At 73.4% G+C, this 16,226-nt stretch carries 20 protein-coding genes; 14 read left to right on the top strand and 6 right to left on the bottom strand.

Annotated elements, in window-relative coordinates; all coding sequences use genetic code 11:
- The first annotated feature begins 72 nt into the window (after positions 1–72).
- The 5 genes from ACZ6WH_RS25040 (at position 73) to ACZ6WH_RS25020 (ending at position 4,869) form a co-directional block, all read left to right on the top strand.
- Positions 73–672 (top strand): chemotaxis protein CheB, encoded by a 600-nt coding sequence (locus ACZ6WH_RS25040; RefSeq protein ID WP_469730815.1) that lies wholly within the window; start codon positions 73–75, stop codon positions 670–672.
- Positions 672–2,537 (top strand): CheR family methyltransferase, encoded by a 1,866-nt coding sequence (locus tag ACZ6WH_RS25035; protein WP_469730813.1) that lies wholly within the window; start codon positions 672–674, stop codon positions 2,535–2,537. The genes ACZ6WH_RS25040 and ACZ6WH_RS25035 overlap by 1 nt, the downstream gene beginning before the upstream one ends.
- Positions 2,538–2,563: 26 nt before the next feature.
- Positions 2,564–3,409 carry an ANTAR domain-containing protein gene (locus ACZ6WH_RS25030; RefSeq protein WP_469730811.1) on the top strand — a complete coding sequence of 282 codons (846 nt, stop codon included), beginning with the start codon at positions 2,564–2,566 and terminating at the stop codon, positions 3,407–3,409.
- A gap of 56 nt (positions 3,410–3,465) precedes the next feature.
- Positions 3,466–4,218 (top strand): GAF and ANTAR domain-containing protein, encoded by a 753-nt coding sequence (locus ACZ6WH_RS25025; RefSeq protein ID WP_469730809.1) that lies wholly within the window; start codon positions 3,466–3,468, stop codon positions 4,216–4,218.
- 195 nt (positions 4,219–4,413) lie between these two features.
- Positions 4,414–4,869 carry a tellurite resistance TerB family protein gene (locus ACZ6WH_RS25020; RefSeq protein ID WP_469730807.1) on the top strand — a complete coding sequence of 152 codons (456 nt, stop codon included), beginning with the start codon at positions 4,414–4,416 and terminating at the stop codon, positions 4,867–4,869.
- A 27-nt stretch (positions 4,870–4,896) separates the two neighbouring features.
- Here ACZ6WH_RS25020 and ACZ6WH_RS25015 read toward each other — a convergent pair whose 3' ends face one another.
- Positions 4,897–5,160 carry a twin-arginine translocase TatA/TatE family subunit gene (locus ACZ6WH_RS25015; RefSeq protein WP_469730805.1) on the bottom strand — a complete coding sequence of 88 codons (264 nt, stop codon included), beginning with the start codon at positions 5,158–5,160 and terminating at the stop codon, positions 4,897–4,899.
- Between the two features lie 50 nt (positions 5,161–5,210).
- On the bottom strand, positions 5,211–6,005 hold the full coding sequence (locus tag ACZ6WH_RS25010) for a hypothetical protein (RefSeq protein ID WP_469730803.1): 795 nt from the start codon (positions 6,003–6,005) through the stop codon (positions 5,211–5,213).
- Positions 6,006–6,166: 161 nt separating this feature from the next.
- Between ACZ6WH_RS25010 and ACZ6WH_RS25005 the strand changes: the two genes are divergently transcribed.
- Together ACZ6WH_RS25005 and ACZ6WH_RS25000 are read left to right on the top strand one after the other, a co-directional pair.
- A complete protein-coding gene (locus ACZ6WH_RS25005; protein ID WP_469730801.1) occupies positions 6,167–6,631 on the top strand; it encodes a BlaI/MecI/CopY family transcriptional regulator in 465 nt (154 codons plus the stop codon).
- Between the two features lie 3 nt (positions 6,632–6,634).
- Entirely contained in the window at positions 6,635–7,573 is a 939-nt protein-coding gene (locus tag ACZ6WH_RS25000; protein ID WP_469730799.1) for a M56 family metallopeptidase, read from the top strand.
- 40 nt (positions 7,574–7,613) lie between these two features.
- Here ACZ6WH_RS25000 and ACZ6WH_RS24995 read toward each other — a convergent pair whose 3' ends face one another.
- The gene (locus tag ACZ6WH_RS24995; RefSeq protein WP_469730797.1) at positions 7,614–8,207 is read right to left on the bottom strand and encodes a TetR/AcrR family transcriptional regulator; all 594 of its coding nucleotides are present in this window, start codon (positions 8,205–8,207) and stop codon (positions 7,614–7,616) included.
- A gap of 97 nt (positions 8,208–8,304) precedes the next feature.
- Between ACZ6WH_RS24995 and ACZ6WH_RS24990 the strand changes: the two genes are divergently transcribed.
- From ACZ6WH_RS24990 to ACZ6WH_RS24970, 5 genes are all read left to right on the top strand, one after another.
- Complete coding sequence (locus ACZ6WH_RS24990; protein WP_469730795.1) at positions 8,305–9,843, top strand: FAD-dependent monooxygenase; 1,539 nt, start codon at positions 8,305–8,307, stop codon at positions 9,841–9,843.
- Positions 9,844–9,933: 90 nt separating this feature from the next.
- Complete coding sequence (locus ACZ6WH_RS24985; protein WP_469730793.1) at positions 9,934–10,269, top strand: YnfA family protein; 336 nt, start codon at positions 9,934–9,936, stop codon at positions 10,267–10,269.
- Positions 10,270–10,367: 98 nt separating this feature from the next.
- Positions 10,368–11,114: an SDR family NAD(P)-dependent oxidoreductase gene (locus ACZ6WH_RS24980; RefSeq protein ID WP_469730791.1), complete on the top strand. Its 747-nt coding sequence runs from the start codon at positions 10,368–10,370 to the stop codon at positions 11,112–11,114.
- Between the two features lie 149 nt (positions 11,115–11,263).
- Complete coding sequence (locus ACZ6WH_RS24975; RefSeq protein ID WP_432864478.1) at positions 11,264–11,668, top strand: VOC family protein; 405 nt, start codon at positions 11,264–11,266, stop codon at positions 11,666–11,668.
- Between the two features lie 117 nt (positions 11,669–11,785).
- Positions 11,786–12,232: a peptidoglycan-binding domain-containing protein gene (locus tag ACZ6WH_RS24970; protein ID WP_362212716.1), complete on the top strand. Its 447-nt coding sequence runs from the start codon at positions 11,786–11,788 to the stop codon at positions 12,230–12,232.
- 70 nt (positions 12,233–12,302) lie between these two features.
- Here the strand turns inward: ACZ6WH_RS24970 and ACZ6WH_RS24965 are convergent, their stop codons facing one another.
- The gene (locus ACZ6WH_RS24965) at positions 12,303–13,031 is read right to left on the bottom strand and encodes an ANTAR domain-containing protein (protein ID WP_469730789.1); all 729 of its coding nucleotides are present in this window, start codon (positions 13,029–13,031) and stop codon (positions 12,303–12,305) included.
- Between the two features lie 124 nt (positions 13,032–13,155).
- Complete coding sequence (locus tag ACZ6WH_RS24960; RefSeq protein ID WP_469730787.1) at positions 13,156–13,935, bottom strand: GAF and ANTAR domain-containing protein; 780 nt, start codon at positions 13,933–13,935, stop codon at positions 13,156–13,158.
- Between the two features lie 278 nt (positions 13,936–14,213).
- Here ACZ6WH_RS24960 and ACZ6WH_RS24955 point away from each other — a divergent pair, with 278 nt between their 5' ends.
- Together ACZ6WH_RS24955 and ACZ6WH_RS24950 are read left to right on the top strand one after the other, a co-directional pair.
- Entirely contained in the window at positions 14,214–14,654 is a 441-nt protein-coding gene (locus ACZ6WH_RS24955) for a helix-turn-helix transcriptional regulator (RefSeq protein ID WP_469730785.1), read from the top strand.
- A 14-nt stretch (positions 14,655–14,668) separates the two neighbouring features.
- Positions 14,669–15,079 carry a VOC family protein gene (locus ACZ6WH_RS24950; RefSeq protein ID WP_469730783.1) on the top strand — a complete coding sequence of 137 codons (411 nt, stop codon included), beginning with the start codon at positions 14,669–14,671 and terminating at the stop codon, positions 15,077–15,079.
- A gap of 283 nt (positions 15,080–15,362) precedes the next feature.
- Here the strand turns inward: ACZ6WH_RS24950 and ACZ6WH_RS24945 are convergent, their stop codons facing one another.
- On the bottom strand, positions 15,363–16,172 hold the full coding sequence (locus ACZ6WH_RS24945) for a hypothetical protein (RefSeq protein ID WP_469730781.1): 810 nt from the start codon (positions 16,170–16,172) through the stop codon (positions 15,363–15,365).
- Positions 16,173–16,226 lie beyond the last annotated feature (54 nt).

Here is a 16,226-nt window from a genome sequence, read left to right as displayed (position 1 = left end):
GGCGCGGTACCGCGCCCGAAGCGCACTGGAGAGTCCCTCGCCTCCGCCGACGTCGGGGACTAGGCTCATGGTGTGACCGCAGAAGAGTCCACGGCGGACCACTTCGCCATCGTCGCGGTCGCCTCATCGGCCGGCGGCATCCACGCGCTGAACACCTTCCTGGAACAGCTGGACGGCGAGCTGCCCGTTCCTGTGCTCATCATCCAGCACCTCGATCCCCGGCACAGAACCGTCATCGCCGACGTGCTCGCCCGCCGTACGAACCTGATGGTCAAGCTCGCGGAGAGCGATGAGCAGGTCCGGCCGGGCGTCGTCTACGTGGCGCCGCCCGACCACCACCTCCTCGTCAACGCCGACGGCGTCCTCTCGCTCTCCCGCAGCAGCCTGGTGCACTTCGTACGGCCCTCGGCCGACCTCCTCTTCGAGTCGCTGGCCGGCGCGTACGGCCCGCGCGCCATCGCCTGCGTCCTGACCGGCTCCGGCCGCGACGGGGCCATGGGCGTGGACGCGGTGAAGTCCTGCGGCGGCACCGTCATCTGCGAGGATCCGCGCACGGCAGAATTCAGGGGAATGCCGGAGGCGGCCATCGGAACGGGTGCGGTGGATTTCGTGCTACCTCTGGAAGAAATCGCCGCGGTGGTCCGTGGCCTGGTCGACGTCAAGAGGCAGTGATGAGCAAGACGCAGGACGCCGAAACCGACGAGGAGCTGGAAGGACTGCTCGTCTTCCTCAGAGACGCACGCGGCTTCGACTTCACCGGTTACAAGCGCTCCTCGCTGACGCGCCGCATCCGCAAGCGGATGTCGGACGTGGGGGTGGACTCCTACGCCGACTACCGGGACCTGCTGGAGGCCAGCGCCGAGGAATTCAGCGCGCTGTTCAACACCATCCTGATCAACGTCACCTCCTTCTTCCGCGACACGGAAGCCTGGTCCTTCCTCCAGCGCGAAGTGCTGCCCGACCTCCTCTCCCGGGCCGCTCCCGACGAGGAGATCCGGGTGTGGAGCGCGGGCTGTTCCAGCGGCGAGGAGGCGTACTCGCTCGCGATCATGCTCGCCGAGGCGCTGGGGCTCCAGGAGACCCTGGAACGCGTCAAGATCTACGCCACCGACGTCGACGACGAGGCGCTGCGCGACGCACGCGCCGGCCTGTACCCGGCCAAGGCCCTGGAGCCCCTGTCGACGGAGCTGCGCGACAGATACTTCACCCAGAACGGCGCGCAGTACAGCCTCCGTTCCGACCTGCGCCGCCGGGTGATCTTCGGCCGCCACGACATCACCCGTGACGCGCCCATCTCCCGCCTGAGCCTGCTGGTCTGCCGCAACACGCTGATGTACTTCAACGTCGAGGCGCAGACCCAGATCGTCGACCGCTTCCACTTCGCGCTCCGCGAGGGCGGCTTCCTCTTCCTCGGCAAGGCCGAGATGCTGCTCAACGACGGCGACCGCTTCGAAGTACTGAGCATGCGGCAGCGCGTCTTCCGGCGCCGGCCGGGCGACGCGGGGTTGCCGTACGCCCCTACACCGCTCAGGATCGGTACGAACACCGGCCAGGAGCTGAACTCGCTCGCCCGCAACCGACAGTTGCGCGACATGATCCTCGACGCGGCACCCGCCTCCTCCCTCGCCATCGACCTCGACGGCACCGTAGTCATGATCAACAGCCACGCGCGCGCACAGTTCGCGCTCACCTCCAACGACATCGGGCGTCCCTTCCAGGACCTGGAGATCTCCTACCGCCCGGTCGAGCTGCGCTCCCTGATCGAGCAGGCCACCCACGAGCGCCGGACGCTGCGCGTCAACGGCGCCGAACGCCGGGTCGGCGACGAGACGCAGTTCTTCGACATCCTGATCCAGCCATTGGTGGCCTCCAACGGGCTGCCGGCCGCCACGAACATCACGTTCACCGACGTCACCGTCTCCACGCAGCTGAAGTCCGAGGTCAAGCGGGTACGCGAGGAGCTGGAGACCGCTTACGAAGAGCTCCAGTCCACCAACGAGGAGCTGGAGACCACCAACGAGGAACTCCAGTCCAGCATCGAGGAGCTGGAGACGACGAACGAGGAACTCCAGTCCACCAACGAGGAACTGGAGACCACCAACGAGGAACTCCAGTCGGGCAACGAGGAACTGGAGACGATGAACGAGGAGATGCGCATCCGCAGCGCGGAGCTGGACGAGGCCCGCGCGTTCCTCGAAGGCGTCCTCACCAGCGTCGCCGCCGGCGTGGTGGTCCTGGACAGCGAGGCGCGGGTCAAGAGCTGGAACCGCGGCGCCGCCGAGCTGTGGGGGCTGCGCCCCGACGAGGTCGAGAACGAGGAGTTCTTCGCCCTGGACTTCGGGCTGCCGGCGGAACAGCTGCGGAACGCCGTCCAGAAGTGTCTGGAGACCGGTCGCCGCACGGGCCCCGTCGAACTCCCCGCGGTGAACCGGATCGGCCGGACCATCGACTGCACCGTCGTGTGTTCCCCCTTCGACGGATACAACGGAGGCGTGGTTCTGTTGATGGAAGAACAGCGTCCCGATTCGGCCGATTGACGCCCGAGTCGGCGTAAGGTGAGGGCATGGACACCGGCAGCCCGCCCGGAACCTCGGTGGTCGCCTGGAAGCGCGCGATCCGGGCGCTGGAACGCGCTGCCCGCGCGGAGTCGTTAGCCGAGCGGTACGAACGGCTCGCCGCCGAGACCGGCGATCCCCGCCACGCCGAACTGGCCGCACATCACCGCCGGTCGGCCGCCTGCCACCGTTCTTCGGCGCAGCTGCAGAATTCGTTCGCCCAACGGCTGATGGCCCGGTCCGGTCCGCAGGACACCCCGCCGCTCTTCATGAGCGTGGTCGCGGAGGCCTGCGGCACGGACAGCGCCGCTCTCACCCTGGTCGGATCCGATCAGAGCCAGCTCGCGGTGGCCGCGTCCGACGAGGGGTCCCGTGCCGCCCAGGACCTGGAGTACGTCCTGGGCGAGGGGCCGAGCACGGACGCCGCCGCCGGCCGCCGTCGCGTGGCCGCCGCGGGCCCCTCCATCGAGCGCTGCTGGCCCGTCTACGGCCCGGCCGTCACGGCACTCGGCTTCGGCGAGGTGATCGCCGTACCCTTGAAGACGCCTGACGGGTGCCTGGGTTCGCTGGCGGTCTTCGACCCCCGGCCCGGCGCCGCCACGACCACGGCCTTCGCCGAGATCACCGAGGCGCTGGTGGGGACGATGCTCCTCGGCCCGGACGCCGACCCGGAGCTCTACGGCGGGACGGACCACCGGGACACCGTGCACCAGGCGGCGGGCATGGTGTCCGTACAGGAACACTGCCCCGTCGGCGACGCTCTCGCGCTCATCAAGGCACGGGCCTACGCGGACGGGGTACCCGTCAACGAGATGGCGGGCCGGATCGTGGGTGGGGAGTTCCGTCTTGCCTGAGGGGCAAGGATGGCGCAAAGTTCGCAGGACGCTGCGGTTCGCCTGAAGGGGGCGTCATGACGACACCGGCACAGCAGATCGCCGACGTGTTCGTGGAACTGTCCGGAGGAAGCGCGGGCACGCCCTTGGAGGCCCCTGAGCTGCTGGCCGCGCTCGTACGGTGCGGCCCGGAGCTCCTCGGTGTGCACGCGGTCGGCACGGTGGCCGCCGTGGACGCGCGCGCCGAGCCGCAGATCGCCGGCTCCGAGGACGGCGCGCAGCTGCTGAAGCGGGAGGCCCTGAAGTGGGCCGAGGGCCCCGGTACGGAGGTCCGCCGCAGCGGTCGCGCGCTCCCCTGCATCGCGCTCGACAGCCAGGCGGCCAGGCGGCGTTGGCCGCGGTACGCCCCGCGGGCGCTGGAGCTGGGGTACACCAGCGCCGCCGCCTTTCCGCTGCGGACGCGTGAGCGGTCCCTGGGCGCACTGGTCCTGCTGGGCTCCCCGGCGGACGCCCCGATGTCCGAGGAGACCGCGGCGCTCGCCCAGTCGCTGGCGGACTTCACCGCGCTGTCGCTGATACGGGACCACGAGTTGCAGGAGAGCCGGATGCTGTCCGGGCAGCTGGAACACGCGCTGATGAGCCGCGTGATCATCGAGCAGGCCAAGGGCGTGCTCGCCAACAGCTGCGGGCTCACGATGGACGGCGCCTTCGCGCTGCTGCGCGGCCACGCCCGCGCCCACCGCCGGCTGCTCGCCGACGTCGCGCACGACGTGGTCGAGGGCCGCCTCCGGTTCGACGGCGACGCGGACGGCCCCGCCGCCACCCGCTGACGGGGACGGCTGCTCGTCCCGGGCACCTTTCGCCTCACAGGCACGTTGAGCATCACGACGGACATCACCGCTCCGGCTCCGGGGCGGGGGACCGCCGGCCCTCCGGGGCGGCTCGCGCCGTCAACTTCTACACCCGTGTAGATTTCAGCTCTGCGCAGCCGTGCGCAACGGACGAGGGATGACGAGGAGATTCAGATGGCTCTGTGGGACCGGATCAAGGATTCCGCGCAGACGATGCAGACTCAGCTGGTCGCGAAGAAGAACGACCTCAAGAGCGGCGCCTTCCGGGACGCGAGCATGGCGATGTGCGCGCTGGTGGCCGCGGCGGACGGCACCGTCGACGCGGCCGAGCGCCGCCGGGTGGCCCAGCTGATCATGTCGAACGAGGTGCTGCAGAACTTCCCCGCCGACGACCTCCAGCGCCGCTTCGACGGCTACCTCGACAAGCTCGTCGCCGACTTCGACTTCGGCAAGGTGAGCGTCATGCAGGAGATCGGCAAGGTGAAGAAGAAGCCGACCGAGGGGCGGGCCGTCATCCAGATCGGCATCGTCATCGGCGGCGCCGACGGCGACTTCGACAAGACCGAGCAGGCCGTCGTGCGCGACGTCTGCTTCGCGCTGGACATCCCGCCGGCCGAGTTCGACCTGTGACCCGGCGCCGGGCGCGGCCCGCCGCGGTCAGCTGCGGGCCCCCGGCTCACCGGGCGTACGGGGCGCCTCGCCGTCCGTGCGGGAGCCGAGCACGTCGCCGGGCCGGGCGCGGATCGTGCGCGGCGGCGGGCCGTCGTCGTCCGGGTGGACGCCGTCCTTCATCGCCCGGGTCTCGCTCTTCAGGATGCGGGTCGCCTTGCCGGCGGACCGTACGAGGTCGGGCAGCCGCTTGGCCGCGAGCAGCACGATGACAACGATGAGGAGCAGTGCGATCTCACTGATCCCGAACATCCCCGGTCCTCTTTTCTCCCTCCGCGCGGAGGGCATCACGAGCGTACTGGTCAGTGCCGCGGCCCGGAATCGGGACCGCTGAAGTCGGGGCCCGCGTAATCCGGGCTCGCGAAATCCCCGCTCGCGTACCGCCCGCTCGCGTAGTCGGGTGCCGCGAAGTCCGGGCTGCTGTAGCCGGGCCGGGTCCGGGAGCCGACGTCCCGGGCGGGTGCGGACGGCGGCCCCGACCGGAGCTGCCGCTCCAGGTGCGGCACGATCCCGCGCTCCAGCAGCGCCAGCTGCCAGGCCTCGCGCGCCCGCCGCAGCCGCTCGCCCGGCGCGTCGGCGCCGGACGCCCGGTGCCGGGCCGCGGTGCCCAGCAGCCCGGCGATGCCGCAGGCCAGGGACGCCGCGGTGAGCACCACGGAGACCTGCCCCGCGGTGATCAGGGCGTCCCCCAGCGCGCGTTGCGAAGCGACCGGGCGCAGCAGGTAGCCCAGCAGGAAGAAGACGACGGCCGCCACGGCGGCCAGGCTCGGCACCAGCACACCGAGCAGCGGCAGCAGCCCGCGCCACCTACCGGCCTCGCGCGCACCGTCCCCGCTCCCGGCCCCGCCCGTACCCTCGGCAGCGCCGCCGGCCGCGCCCTCCCGGAGCCCGAGGTACGTCCGGTACTCCGGCTCGGCCGCCTCCGCGAGCAGGGCGGCCTCGGCGAGCGCGCCGGTCCGCAGCCGTCCGCCGAGCTCTCCGGTGCGGTCGGCCCGTACGGCCCGCGCGATGTCACCGGTGCTCAGCGCCCGGTCCACCAGCCGCTCGAAGTCCGCCGCGTCCCGCGCCCGCAGACCTTCCCCCGGTAACCGCGCCATCGCTTCCCCCGTTTCCGCTCCGTGCCTCGACCATTGAATCTACAGCACTGTAGAAACAAGGCGGGCGGTCCGGGCGGCCGCTGCGGGCTTCCCTCAGTACGATGGCCGCCCCACGGACGTACGAGCACACGTGCGGGCGGGCAGCGGAGGGAGTCGGCGGAGTGGACCGCGGAGCGGGCAGGCGAGCGGGCGAGGGACGGCACGAGCGCGATCCCCGCGGGCGCCGGCGCGGCCAGGGCGAACTGGAGGCCCAGGTCCTGTCGGTGCTGCGACTGTCCTCGGGACCGGCGACGGCGGCCTGGGTGCAGGAACGTCTCGACGGCGACCTCGCCTACACCACCGTCATGACCATCCTCTCCCGGCTGCTGGCCAAGGGGGTGGTCACCCGCGAGCGGCTGGGCCGCGCCTTCGTGTGGCAGGCCGCGTCCGACGAGGCCGGGCTCGCCGCGCTGCGCATGCGCCGGGTGCTGGACGGGGAGGCCGACCGGGAAGCGGTACTGGCCAGCTTCGTCACGGCCCTCTCCGCCGACGACGAGCGGCTGTTGCGCGGCCTGCTCCACGAGGCGTCGGACACCCCGGCGGGGCCCGACGGGACCGGCGCGCCGGAACAGACGCCGGAGGGCTGACCCGTGGGCGTGTTCGTCTTCCTGCCCCTGGTCCTCCCCCTCACCGCCTGGCCGGTCGCGCGCCTGGCCGAGCAGCACCTGCACCCCCGCAGCGCCACCAGGCTGCTGGCCGGGGTCGCCGCCGTGCTGGCCGTGTGCAGCACGCTCTGCCTGGCCCTGATCATGGTCGTCGGCACCGCCCAGCTCCCCGGCAACCCGCTGCCGGACGGCTGGTCCGACCCGGAGGTCCGCGCGGCGGTCCCGTACGACGAGGTCGCGGGCAAGGCGGCGATCCCCGCGCTGCTCGCGGTGGCCGTGGCGGGCGGCCGCACGCTCCGGCGCCATCTGCGCGTCCGCCGCCGGGCGGCCCGCGCGCTGGCGGGCCTGCCCGGCTCGCCGGTGGCGGTCCTGCCGGACACCGCCGCGTACGCGTACGCGCTGCCGGCCCGGCGCCCCGGACGCGACCGGATCGTGGTCTCGACGGCGATGCTGGCGCGGCTCGACTCGCGCGAGCGGCGGGCCCTGTTCGCGCACGAGCGGGCGCACCTGACAGGCCGTCACCATCGCTATCTGCTGGCCGTGCAGCTCGCGGCCCGGGCCAATCCCTTCCTGCTGCCGCTGCGTACGGCGACGGAGTTCTGCACCGAACGCTGGGCGGACGAGGAGGCCGCGCGGGCGGTCGGCGACCGCCGGGCCACGGCCCGTGCGGTGGGCAAGGCGGCGCTGGTCACCGGCGGTTCCCCGCTCGCGGGGCTGGCGTCGTTCGCCGCGCCGGGCCCCGTGCCGCGACGGGTGGCCGCGCTGCTCGGCCCCGGCCCGCCGGCCCGCAGCCTGCCTCCGGCGCTCACCCCCGCCGGGCTGGCCACCCTGGTCGCCGCGGCCGGCACCCTCGCCTCGGCCCTCTCCTCCGTCAACGCCACGGTCGCGCTCTTCCTCGTCCTCCAGGCGGCCACACCGCTGTGAGCGCGCCCGGCGCCGGGCCGCTCTCAGGGGCGGGCCGCCCTCAGGGCCGCTCCGCCGTGAGGTACCGCTGCACCGTCGGCGCCAGCCAGGCCACGACCTCGTCGTGGCCGAGCCCGACGGCGGGCGGCACCCGCACGACGTAGCGGGCCAGCGCCATGCCGACGATCTGCGAGCCGATCAGCACGGCCCGGACCGGCGCCTCGTCCGGCACCGGGCAGACCGCCGCGATCACCGGCCCCAGCTGGTCGCGGAAGATCGACCGCAGCCGCTCGGCGCCCGCGTCCACCGTGACGCCGACCCGCACCATCCCGGTCAGCCGCTCGTCGCTCTCCCAGACGGCCAGGAAGTGGCGCACCAGCCGCTCCCCCAGCTCGGCGCGGTCCACCGCCGACAGGTCCGGCATCCGCAGGTCGATCTCGGTGGCGGCGAGGAACAGCCCCTCCTTGTTGCCGTAGTAGCGCATGACCATGGACGGGTCGATGGCCGCGTCCCGGGCGATGGCGCGGATGGTCGCGCGTTCGTACCCCTCGGCGGCGAAGCGGTCGCGCGCCGCGGTGAGGATCGCGGCCCGGGTCGCGTCGGAGCGGCGGGGGCGCGCTGAGGGCTCGGGAGCGGAGGGCTCGATGTCAGCCATGTCAACAAGCGTAGGCCAACAGCTGTTGACACGCCAGGGCCGCCGCCGTACGTTGCCAACAAGCGTTGACCAACGACCGTTGGCACAGGAGGCGGCCATGCCCCGCGAATCCGGCACCACCACCCGCACCACAGCCCCGCACCCCACCTCCGGCGTCCTGGTCGTCGGTGCCGGCCCCACCGGCCTGCTGCTGGCCGGCGACCTCGCCGAGGCCGGCATCGACGTCACCCTGCTGGAGCGTCGCGCCCCGGGCATCAGCAACCTCACCCGCTCCCTGGTCGTGCACGCCCGCACCCTGGAGCAGTTCGACTCCCGCGGCCTGGCCGAGGACGTGATCGCCACCGGGCATCCGGTGACCTCGCTCCAGCTCTTCGGCGACGTGCGGATGGACCCGACCGTGCTGCGCACGCGGTACCCGTACGTCCTGGTCACCCCGCAGTTCGAGGTCGAGCGGGTGCTGGAGGAGCAGGCCCGCAAGGCCGGCGTGACCTTCGCGTACGGCAACGAGGTCACCGCGGTGCGCCAGGACGCGGACAGCGTCACGGCCACGGTCCGCACCGCGGACGGCGCCACCGGCGAGTACCGCGCGTCCTACCTGGTGGGCACCGACGGCGTGCACAGCGGCGTGCGCCGGGCACTCGGCCTGCCGTTCCCCGGCAAGGCCGTCATCCGGTCGGTCGTGCTCGCCGACGTACGGCTCGCCGAGCCGCCGTCCGAGCCGCTCGTCGCCGGCGCGTACGGCGACGCCTTCGCCCTCATCGCGGGCTTCGGCGACGGCTGGTTCCGGATCGTCGCCTGGCACCGCCGCCGGCAGGCCGACGACCGCGCGCCGGTCGGCCTGGCCGAGGTCCGCGAGCTGACCCGGCTCGCGCACGGCACCGACTACGGCATCCAGGAGGCCCGCTGGATGTCCCGCTTCCACAGCGACGAGAGGCAGGTCCCCGAGTACCGCGTCGGCCGGGCCTTCCTCGCGGGCGACGCGGCCCACGTCCACTCCCCGGCCGGCGGCCAGGGCATGAACACCGGCCTCCAGGACGCCGCCAACCTCAGCTGGAAGCTCATCGAGGCGCTGCGCGGCCGGGCCACCGACGAGCTGCTGGACACGTACCACGCCGAGCGCCACCCGGTGGGCCGCGCGGTCCTGCGCTCCAGCGGCGCGCTCATCCGGTTCGCGCTGCTCCAGACCCGCGCGCAGCGCGTCGCCGGCGTGCTGGTGGGGCAGGTCGTCAAGCGGCTGCCGCCGGTGACGCGCCGCGCCGTCGCGCAGGTCTCCGGCATCGGCATCGCGTACCGGCGCGGCCGCGGCGACCACCCGCTCACCGGCCGGCGCGCGCCCGACATCCGGCTCGCCGACGGCAGCCGCCTCTACGAAGCGCTGCGCGGCAACCGCTTCGTGCTCATCACCCCGGCGTACGAGACGCCGGAGCTGGGTGGCCGGGACGCGAGCCGCGTCGCGCACGGCACCTGGCGCGGCGACCGGCGCACCGCGCTGCTGGTCCGTCCCGACGGCTACATCGCGTGGGCCACGGACACCATGGACCGCGCGGCCCGCGCGGACGCCCTGGCGACGGCCCTGCTGCGCTGGACGGGCCCGGCCGAGCAGCAGCCGGCCGCCGCGGCACCGGCCCGGGGCTGAGCGCCCGCGGCCGTACCGGTCCGGGCGGCCATCCGGTCCGGGCGGCCCTGGCGGTCCGGGCGGCCTTGGCGACCCGCATACCCTGCCGGTATGCCGATCTTCCGCTCCGCCGTGCTCTTCGTCCTCGCCGCGCTCCTGGAGATCGGCGGCGCCTGGCTGGTCTGGCAGGGCGTGCGGGAGAACCGCGGCTGGGTGTGGGCGGGCGCCGGCGTACTGGCCCTGGGCGCGTACGGGTTCGTCGCCACGCTCCAGCCGGACGCCGACTTCGGCCGCATCCTGGCCGCGTACGGCGGCGTCTTCGTCGCCGGGTCGCTGGTATGGGGCATGGTCGCGGACGGCTACCGGCCCGACCGCTGGGACATCACCGGAGCGCTGGTCTGCCTGGCCGGCATGGCCCTGATCATGTACGCGCCGCGCGGGCGGTGACGGCCCGGCGGACCTCCCCGGGCCCCGGCCGGCTGGGCATATTCTGATCGCGTACCGCCCACTCGTACATCCGTACGTCCGTACGCCGAGGAGCACGTATGACCGCCGCCCGTACCGCCGTTGTCACCGGAGCGAGCAGCGGCATCGGTGCCGCGACCGCCCGGAAGCTCGCCGAGGCCGGATACCGCGTGATCCTCGCCGCGCGCCGCAAGGACCGCATCGAAGAGCTGGCCGCCGAACTGCCGCACGCCGAGGCGTACGCCCTGGACGTCACCGACCGCGCCGCCGTCGACGCCTTCGCGGCCTCCCTGGACCGCTGCGACGTCCTGGTCGACAACGCGGGCGGCGCGCTCGGCACCGACCCGGTGGCCACCGCCGACCCGGCCGACTGGCGCGCGATGTACGAGGTCAACGTTCTCGGCGTGCTGAACGTGACGCAGGCGCTGCTGCCCGCGCTGACCGCCTCCGGCGACGGCACGGTCGTGGTCCTCTCCTCCACCGCGGGGCACGGCACGTACGAGGGCGGCGGTGGCTACGTGGCCGCCAAGCACGGCGCGCACGTCCTCGCCGAGACGCTCCGCCTGGAGCTGTGCGGACAGCCCGTACGCGTCATCGAGGTGGCGCCCGGCATGGTCCGCACCGACGAGTTCGCGCTCACCCGCTTCCGCGGCGACGAGGCGAAGGCCGCCAAGGTGTACGAGGGCGTCGCCGAGCCGCTGACCGCGGACGACGTGGCCGACACGATCGCGTGGGCGGTCACCCGGCCCGCCCACGTCAACATCGACCTCCTCGTCGTCCGCCCCCGCGCGCAGGCCTCCAACACCAAGGTCCACCGCCAGTCCTGACGGACATGCCAGGGGCCTAGGACCATCGGCCCGGGCCGCCCGTCCCCCGGGGAGGCCGAACGGCCGATGCACGGACCGCCGCTCCGCCGCTACGGTCCCGGTGTCCGCATCCCAGCGAAGGAGCCACCATGCGCGCCGTTCCCGCTCCCGTGACCGTCACCGCCTTCGACCACCTGGTCCTCAACGTCGCCGACGTCGAACGCGCGCTGGACTTCTACTGCGGGCCGCTCGGCCTCGAACCGGTCCGGGCGGACGAATGGCGGGCCGGCGAGGTGCCGTTCCCCTCGGTCCGGGTGAGCCCGACGACCATCATCGACCTGGTGCGGGCCCCGGACGCGGCCGGCGAGGAGGGCGTCCGGGACCGCGCCAACGTCGACCACCTCTGCCTGGTCGTCGCGCCGCTGGACTGGCAGCAGGTCGTCGACTCCGGCGTGTTCACCGTCGTCGACGGCCCCGGCAAACGCTTCGGCGCCCGCGGCACGGCCGAGTCCCTCTACGTACGGGACCCGGACGGCAACACCGTCGAGCTGCGCTGGTACCCGGTGGACGCATGACCGCCGAGCCGCGCCGGTACCCGGCGGACGCATGGGGCACACCACCGGCGACGGACCTTCACAAGATCCACAACGGTCACGCCACATGATTTTCCACCTGCCGGGCACGGGACCCGCGTGAGCACTTTCCGTATCCCCACCCCCCGTTTCCGCAGGCCCGGCAGGGCCCTCAAGCGCGCGGCCGTGCTGGCCGCGGGCGCGGGCCTGTTGACCACCGGCCTGCTCGCCACCCCCGCCTCCGCCGCCATGGGCGACAACGTCGTGCACGGCCCGGCGGCGTGCGCCTTCTCCGAGGACCGCGGCGCCGTGGCCCTCGGCGAGGCCGGCGACCAGGTCTCCCAGATCCAGTGCCTGCTGGCCAACCGCCAGTACCTGGGCTGGAACAACCTCAGCGGCACCTTCGACGCCAACACCCTGGCGGCCGTGGCCCACTTCCAGGCCGACCACGGTCTCGTCCCCGACGGCGTCGTCTCCCCGACGACCTGGGACGCCCTGTACAAGGCGGGCCTGCCGGCCGGCCCCGTGCAGTCCCCGGGCCAGCCCGAGGCGCAGCCGGCGGTCTGACCCGCGCACCCGACGTCCGAGAGGGCCGGACCCCACCGGGGTCCGGCCCTCTCGCCGTCCCGCCCGCGCCTCATTCGGCGGACGGCGCCTCCGTGCTGTCCCGGCGGGCGATGATGTCGCGGGCCACCTCCAGGATCGGCCGGCCGCTGCTGAACGCCTCGGTACGGATCGCCAGCAGCGCCTCGTCCAGGGAGATCCCGAGCCGGACGGAGAGCATTCCGGTGGCCTGATGGACCTCCGCGCGGTGCAGCGTGGCGAGGTCCGCCAGCGGGTCGCGCCGGCCGCCGGCGCCGGGTACGCCCCCCAGGAGCAGGTACGTCACGGAGTCGGTGAAGGCCAGCGCGTCGCGGTACTGCTGCGGGCCGAGCGCCCCCGGACGGGTCCGGTAGCCGGCGAAGACGCCCAGCTGGATGGCGCCGATCCGAAGCGAGAACGCGAAGAAGGCACCGGCACCCACATGCAGGGCGTCGGGCAGGAAGACCGGCCAGCGGCTCTCGGGCGTGCGGGCGAGGTCCGGTTCCAGGACGGCCCGGTTGTGGTGGGCGCACTCCAGCGAGGGCCCCTCGCCCAGGGTGTACTGGAGGTCCTCCAGCGCGGCTCCGAGGGTGTCGGCCGGCGAGTACCAGATCAGCTCCAGGCTCCGGTCCCCGGTCAGCGCCGAGACGGTGACTCCGGTGAGGCCGAGCACCTCGGCGCACCGGTCCGCCGGCACATGGCCCAGGCCCGGCGCTACGGGCGCTGCCATGGCGAGCACGGCCGCCATCTCGGGGCTGACCGGGGCCTCTGGACTTGTCGGCATCGGATCTCCGCATCACCTGTGCGGAAGCGGACGGGCCCTCGGTGTGCCGGGAGCCCGGCTGTCACTCCTGTCGTTCTCTCCTCGCGTCGCGTCCACGTGGCGGGGCAGCCCCGGAAGCGCGCGCTCACGAACCGGGGGGTGGCGGGTCGGCCGGCTCACCGATTTCCGTGCGACCGTCGAGCACCGCTCGGGCGAGGTCGGTCAGCAGCAGCCGCCGGCCCCGCGCACGCCCGCGGAGGTGCTCGAAGGACTCGTCCAGGCTCAGGTCCAGGCGTTCCGCGACCACGCCCTTCGCCTGTTCGATCACGAGGCGACTGCCCAGGGCGTCCTCCAGTCGTTCGTTGATCAGGCTCTGCTCGCGGAGGGCGCGGTACTGGAGGATGCCGATGGTGGCCACATCGGCCAGGGCCTGCGCCAGCCGCAGTTCCGCACCGCTCGGGGCCTCGCGGCAGCGGCGGAAGACGTTCAGGGCGCCGACGGTCCGCTCCCGCAGCCGCAGGGGCATGCCGGCCACCCCGGCGAACCCCCGCGCCAGCGCCCAGCCGGTGAACCGCGGCCAGCGCTCCTGGGCCTCGGCGGCGTCCAGCCGCGTGTACGGGACCGCTCTGCCGGTACGGGTGCAGTCCCGGCACGGCCCTTCCTCCCACTCGATCTGCGCCAGCTCCAGCTGCCGCGTGCGCTCGTCGGAGGCGGAGGCGTCGACCAGCCGGCCACGGGCGTCGAGCAGCACGACCCCGGCGGCGTCCACCGGCAGCAGGCTCACCGACCGCTCGGTGAGGAGATGCAGGAAATCCATGATGTCGAAGTCCGCGACCAGTGTGTCGGCGAGTTCGACGAACGCGGCGGCGAGCGCTTCCTCGCGCGCGGTGCGTCCCCCGGCGTGTGCGGCGTGTTCGGTGGACATGGCCGGCTCCCTGGCGCGAGTGGTTCTCGACACGAGTGGTTCAAGAAGGGCGGGGTCCCGGCCTGGTCCTGTCGTTTGCATCAAGACAGGAACACGCTCAGGATGCCACCGCTCCGCTTGCGCGCGCCCCTCGCCTTCCGGAAATACGACAGCGGACGGAGCGCCTCGTTCCCTTTGGGGGGCGGGGTGGGCCGTCTCGGCGTACCGCCCGCTCCCCCGCACCGTCCACGCCGGACGGACGCCTGCGAACCCCGGCGGGACGTGGCACGATCGCGCACGTGACCAGCAGACCCGCGGCGGCACGGCACCTGCGCGACCTCGCACGGCTGCGCCGCGTCCGCGACCGGATCGACCGGGAGTACGCGCAGCCGCTGGACGTCGAGGCGCTCGCGCGCGGCGTGAACATGTCGGCGGGGCACCTGAGCCGCCAGTTCCGGCTGGCGTACGGCGAGTCGCCGTACAGCTATCTGATGACGCGGCGGGTCGAGCGCGCGATGGCGCTGCTGCGCCGCGGCGACCTCAGCGTCACCGAGGTCTGCTTCGCGGTCGGCTGCTCGTCGCTGGGCACCTTCAGCACCCGCTTCAGCGAACTGGTCGGCATGCCGCCCAGCGTCTACCGGCGCCGGGCCGCGGACGCGGCGGCGGAGCTCCCGGCGTGCGTGGCGAAACAGGTCACCAGACCGGTCAGGAATCGAGAAGCGCGCCCCACGGACCGGTAGCTAGCGTGACAGACATGGACATCACCATTCACACCAGCGTCCTTCCGCACGACAACCCGGACGCCTCCCTCGCCTTCTACCGCGACGTCCTCGGCTTCGAGGTCCGCAGCGACGTCGGAGCCGGCACGATGCGCTGGATCACGGTCGGCCCCGCGGGACAGCCGGGCACGTGCATCCTGCTGGCGCCGCCGGCCGCCGACCCCGGCATCACCGACGACGAACGCCGCACGATCGCCGAGATGATGGCCAAGGGCACCTACGGCTGGATCATGCTCGCCACCAAGGACCTCGACGCCACCTTCGAGCGGCTCCAGGCCGGCGACGCCGAGGTCGTCCAGGAGCCGACCGAGCAGCCGTACGGGGTCCGCGACTGCGCCTTCCGCGACCCGGCGGGCAACCAGATCCGCATCCAGGAGCTGCGCTGACGGCGCGCGGTCGACGCCCGGGGCCGTGACCGGCGGCCGGGCGCGATCGCCTCTCGTTCTGCAGCGGGCGTGGAAGAGCGTCTCGCGGGTACCTGCGGCTCAAGTCGAGGGCAGGCACCCGGGGCCGGCCCTCGGTCAGGCTTGTCCCGTCCGGAAAGGTGGCGGGACAAGCTGCACCCTCCGTGCGGCCCTGACAGCGGCCTGACAACGGCCCTGACAAGGGCAGGGTCCGAAGAGGACAGCGGCCCGAAGAGGGGCCGCCGTCGGCCGGAGCGCCGGACGGTCAGTCGCCGTCCGCGTCGCCCTCCTGGCCCACCTGGCCTTCCTGGCCCTCCGGCCCCTCCGGCTCGGCGGCGTGCAGTCCGGCCGCCGACCGCCGGGCCTGATCGGCACGGAGCCGGTACTCCGCCGCCTGCTGCGGCTGCGGCTGCTCATGGGCGAGTCGCTCGTATTCCTCGGCCAGCGCGTCCCGGGCGGCGCCCAGCGAGGACGCCGCCTCCGCGAGCCGCTCCACCATGCGGCGCTCCCTGGCCTCCAGGGCGTCCCGCATGGCGCCCCCCTCGTCGGCCTGGCGCGCGCGGGAGTCGGCCGACTCCTTGTCGACGGCGCGCTGCTCCCGGTGGTCGCGCGCATCCGCGCGCCGCAGCGCCGCTTCACTGCGGTCCAGCCGGTCCCTGCTGGCCTCCACCAGCCCGCGGGCCCGGCTGATCGCCTCGTACGAGCGCTGCCGGCGGCTGGGCGGCACCTCTCCCGCCGCGCGGACCCGCTCGTCCACCCTGCTCTCCCGCGCAGCGAGCTCCTCCTGCCACGCCTGGGCCGCGGCATCCCGCTCGTCGGCCACGCGCTCCCGGTCATCGGCCGTGCGCTCCCGCGCGTCGGCCACACGCTCCCGCTCCTCAGCGACAGCATCCCGCTCGTCAGCCATGCGATCCCGCTCGTCAGCCATGCGATCCCGCTCGTCAGCCATGCGATCCCGCTCGTCAGCCATGCGATCCCGCTCGTGAGCGGCGGCCTCCGGCCGCCGCGTGAACTCACCGTCCAGATGCGCGGCGTCGGACGAACCGCTCTCCTCGTCCGGCAGCTCCAGCCTCATGTCGGCATTATGCCCGGAACCGAGCGTACGACTTCTGGCATCGGCCGCTCCCCC

The organism is Streptomyces sp. NPDC050806 (assembly GCF_055586425.1).
Note: the sequence above shows the minus strand (reverse complement) of the source record. Positions and strands in the feature narration are given on the sequence as shown.

Excerpts from the sequence above, each read along its gene's own strand:
- ACZ6WH_RS24990 (WP_469730795.1), top strand. The coding sequence starts at position 8,305 with ATGCCCCGCGAATCCGGCACCACCACCCGCACCACAGCCCCGCACCCC.
- ACZ6WH_RS24965 (WP_469730789.1), bottom strand. The coding sequence starts at position 13,031 with ATGCCGACAAGTCCAGAGGCCCCGGTCAGCCCCGAGATGGCGGCCGTG.
- ACZ6WH_RS24945 (WP_469730781.1), bottom strand. The coding sequence starts at position 16,172 with ATGAGGCTGGAGCTGCCGGACGAGGAGAGCGGTTCGTCCGACGCCGCG.
- ACZ6WH_RS24950 (WP_469730783.1), top strand. The coding sequence starts at position 14,669 with ATGGACATCACCATTCACACCAGCGTCCTTCCGCACGACAACCCGGAC.
- ACZ6WH_RS25025 (WP_469730809.1), top strand. The coding sequence starts at position 3,466 with ATGACGACACCGGCACAGCAGATCGCCGACGTGTTCGTGGAACTGTCC.
- ACZ6WH_RS24995 (WP_469730797.1), bottom strand. The coding sequence starts at position 8,207 with ATGGCTGACATCGAGCCCTCCGCTCCCGAGCCCTCAGCGCGCCCCCGC.
- ACZ6WH_RS25015 (WP_469730805.1), bottom strand. The coding sequence starts at position 5,160 with ATGTTCGGGATCAGTGAGATCGCACTGCTCCTCATCGTTGTCATCGTG.
- ACZ6WH_RS25010 (WP_469730803.1), bottom strand. The coding sequence starts at position 6,005 with ATGGCGCGGTTACCGGGGGAAGGTCTGCGGGCGCGGGACGCGGCGGAC.
- ACZ6WH_RS25020 (WP_469730807.1), top strand. The coding sequence starts at position 4,414 with ATGGCTCTGTGGGACCGGATCAAGGATTCCGCGCAGACGATGCAGACT.
- ACZ6WH_RS24985 (WP_469730793.1), top strand. The coding sequence starts at position 9,934 with ATGCCGATCTTCCGCTCCGCCGTGCTCTTCGTCCTCGCCGCGCTCCTG.
- ACZ6WH_RS25035 (WP_469730813.1), top strand. The coding sequence starts at position 672 with ATGAGCAAGACGCAGGACGCCGAAACCGACGAGGAGCTGGAAGGACTG.
- ACZ6WH_RS25030 (WP_469730811.1), top strand. The coding sequence starts at position 2,564 with ATGGACACCGGCAGCCCGCCCGGAACCTCGGTGGTCGCCTGGAAGCGC.
- ACZ6WH_RS24960 (WP_469730787.1), bottom strand. The coding sequence starts at position 13,935 with ATGTCCACCGAACACGCCGCACACGCCGGGGGACGCACCGCGCGCGAG.
- ACZ6WH_RS24980 (WP_469730791.1), top strand. The coding sequence starts at position 10,368 with ATGACCGCCGCCCGTACCGCCGTTGTCACCGGAGCGAGCAGCGGCATC.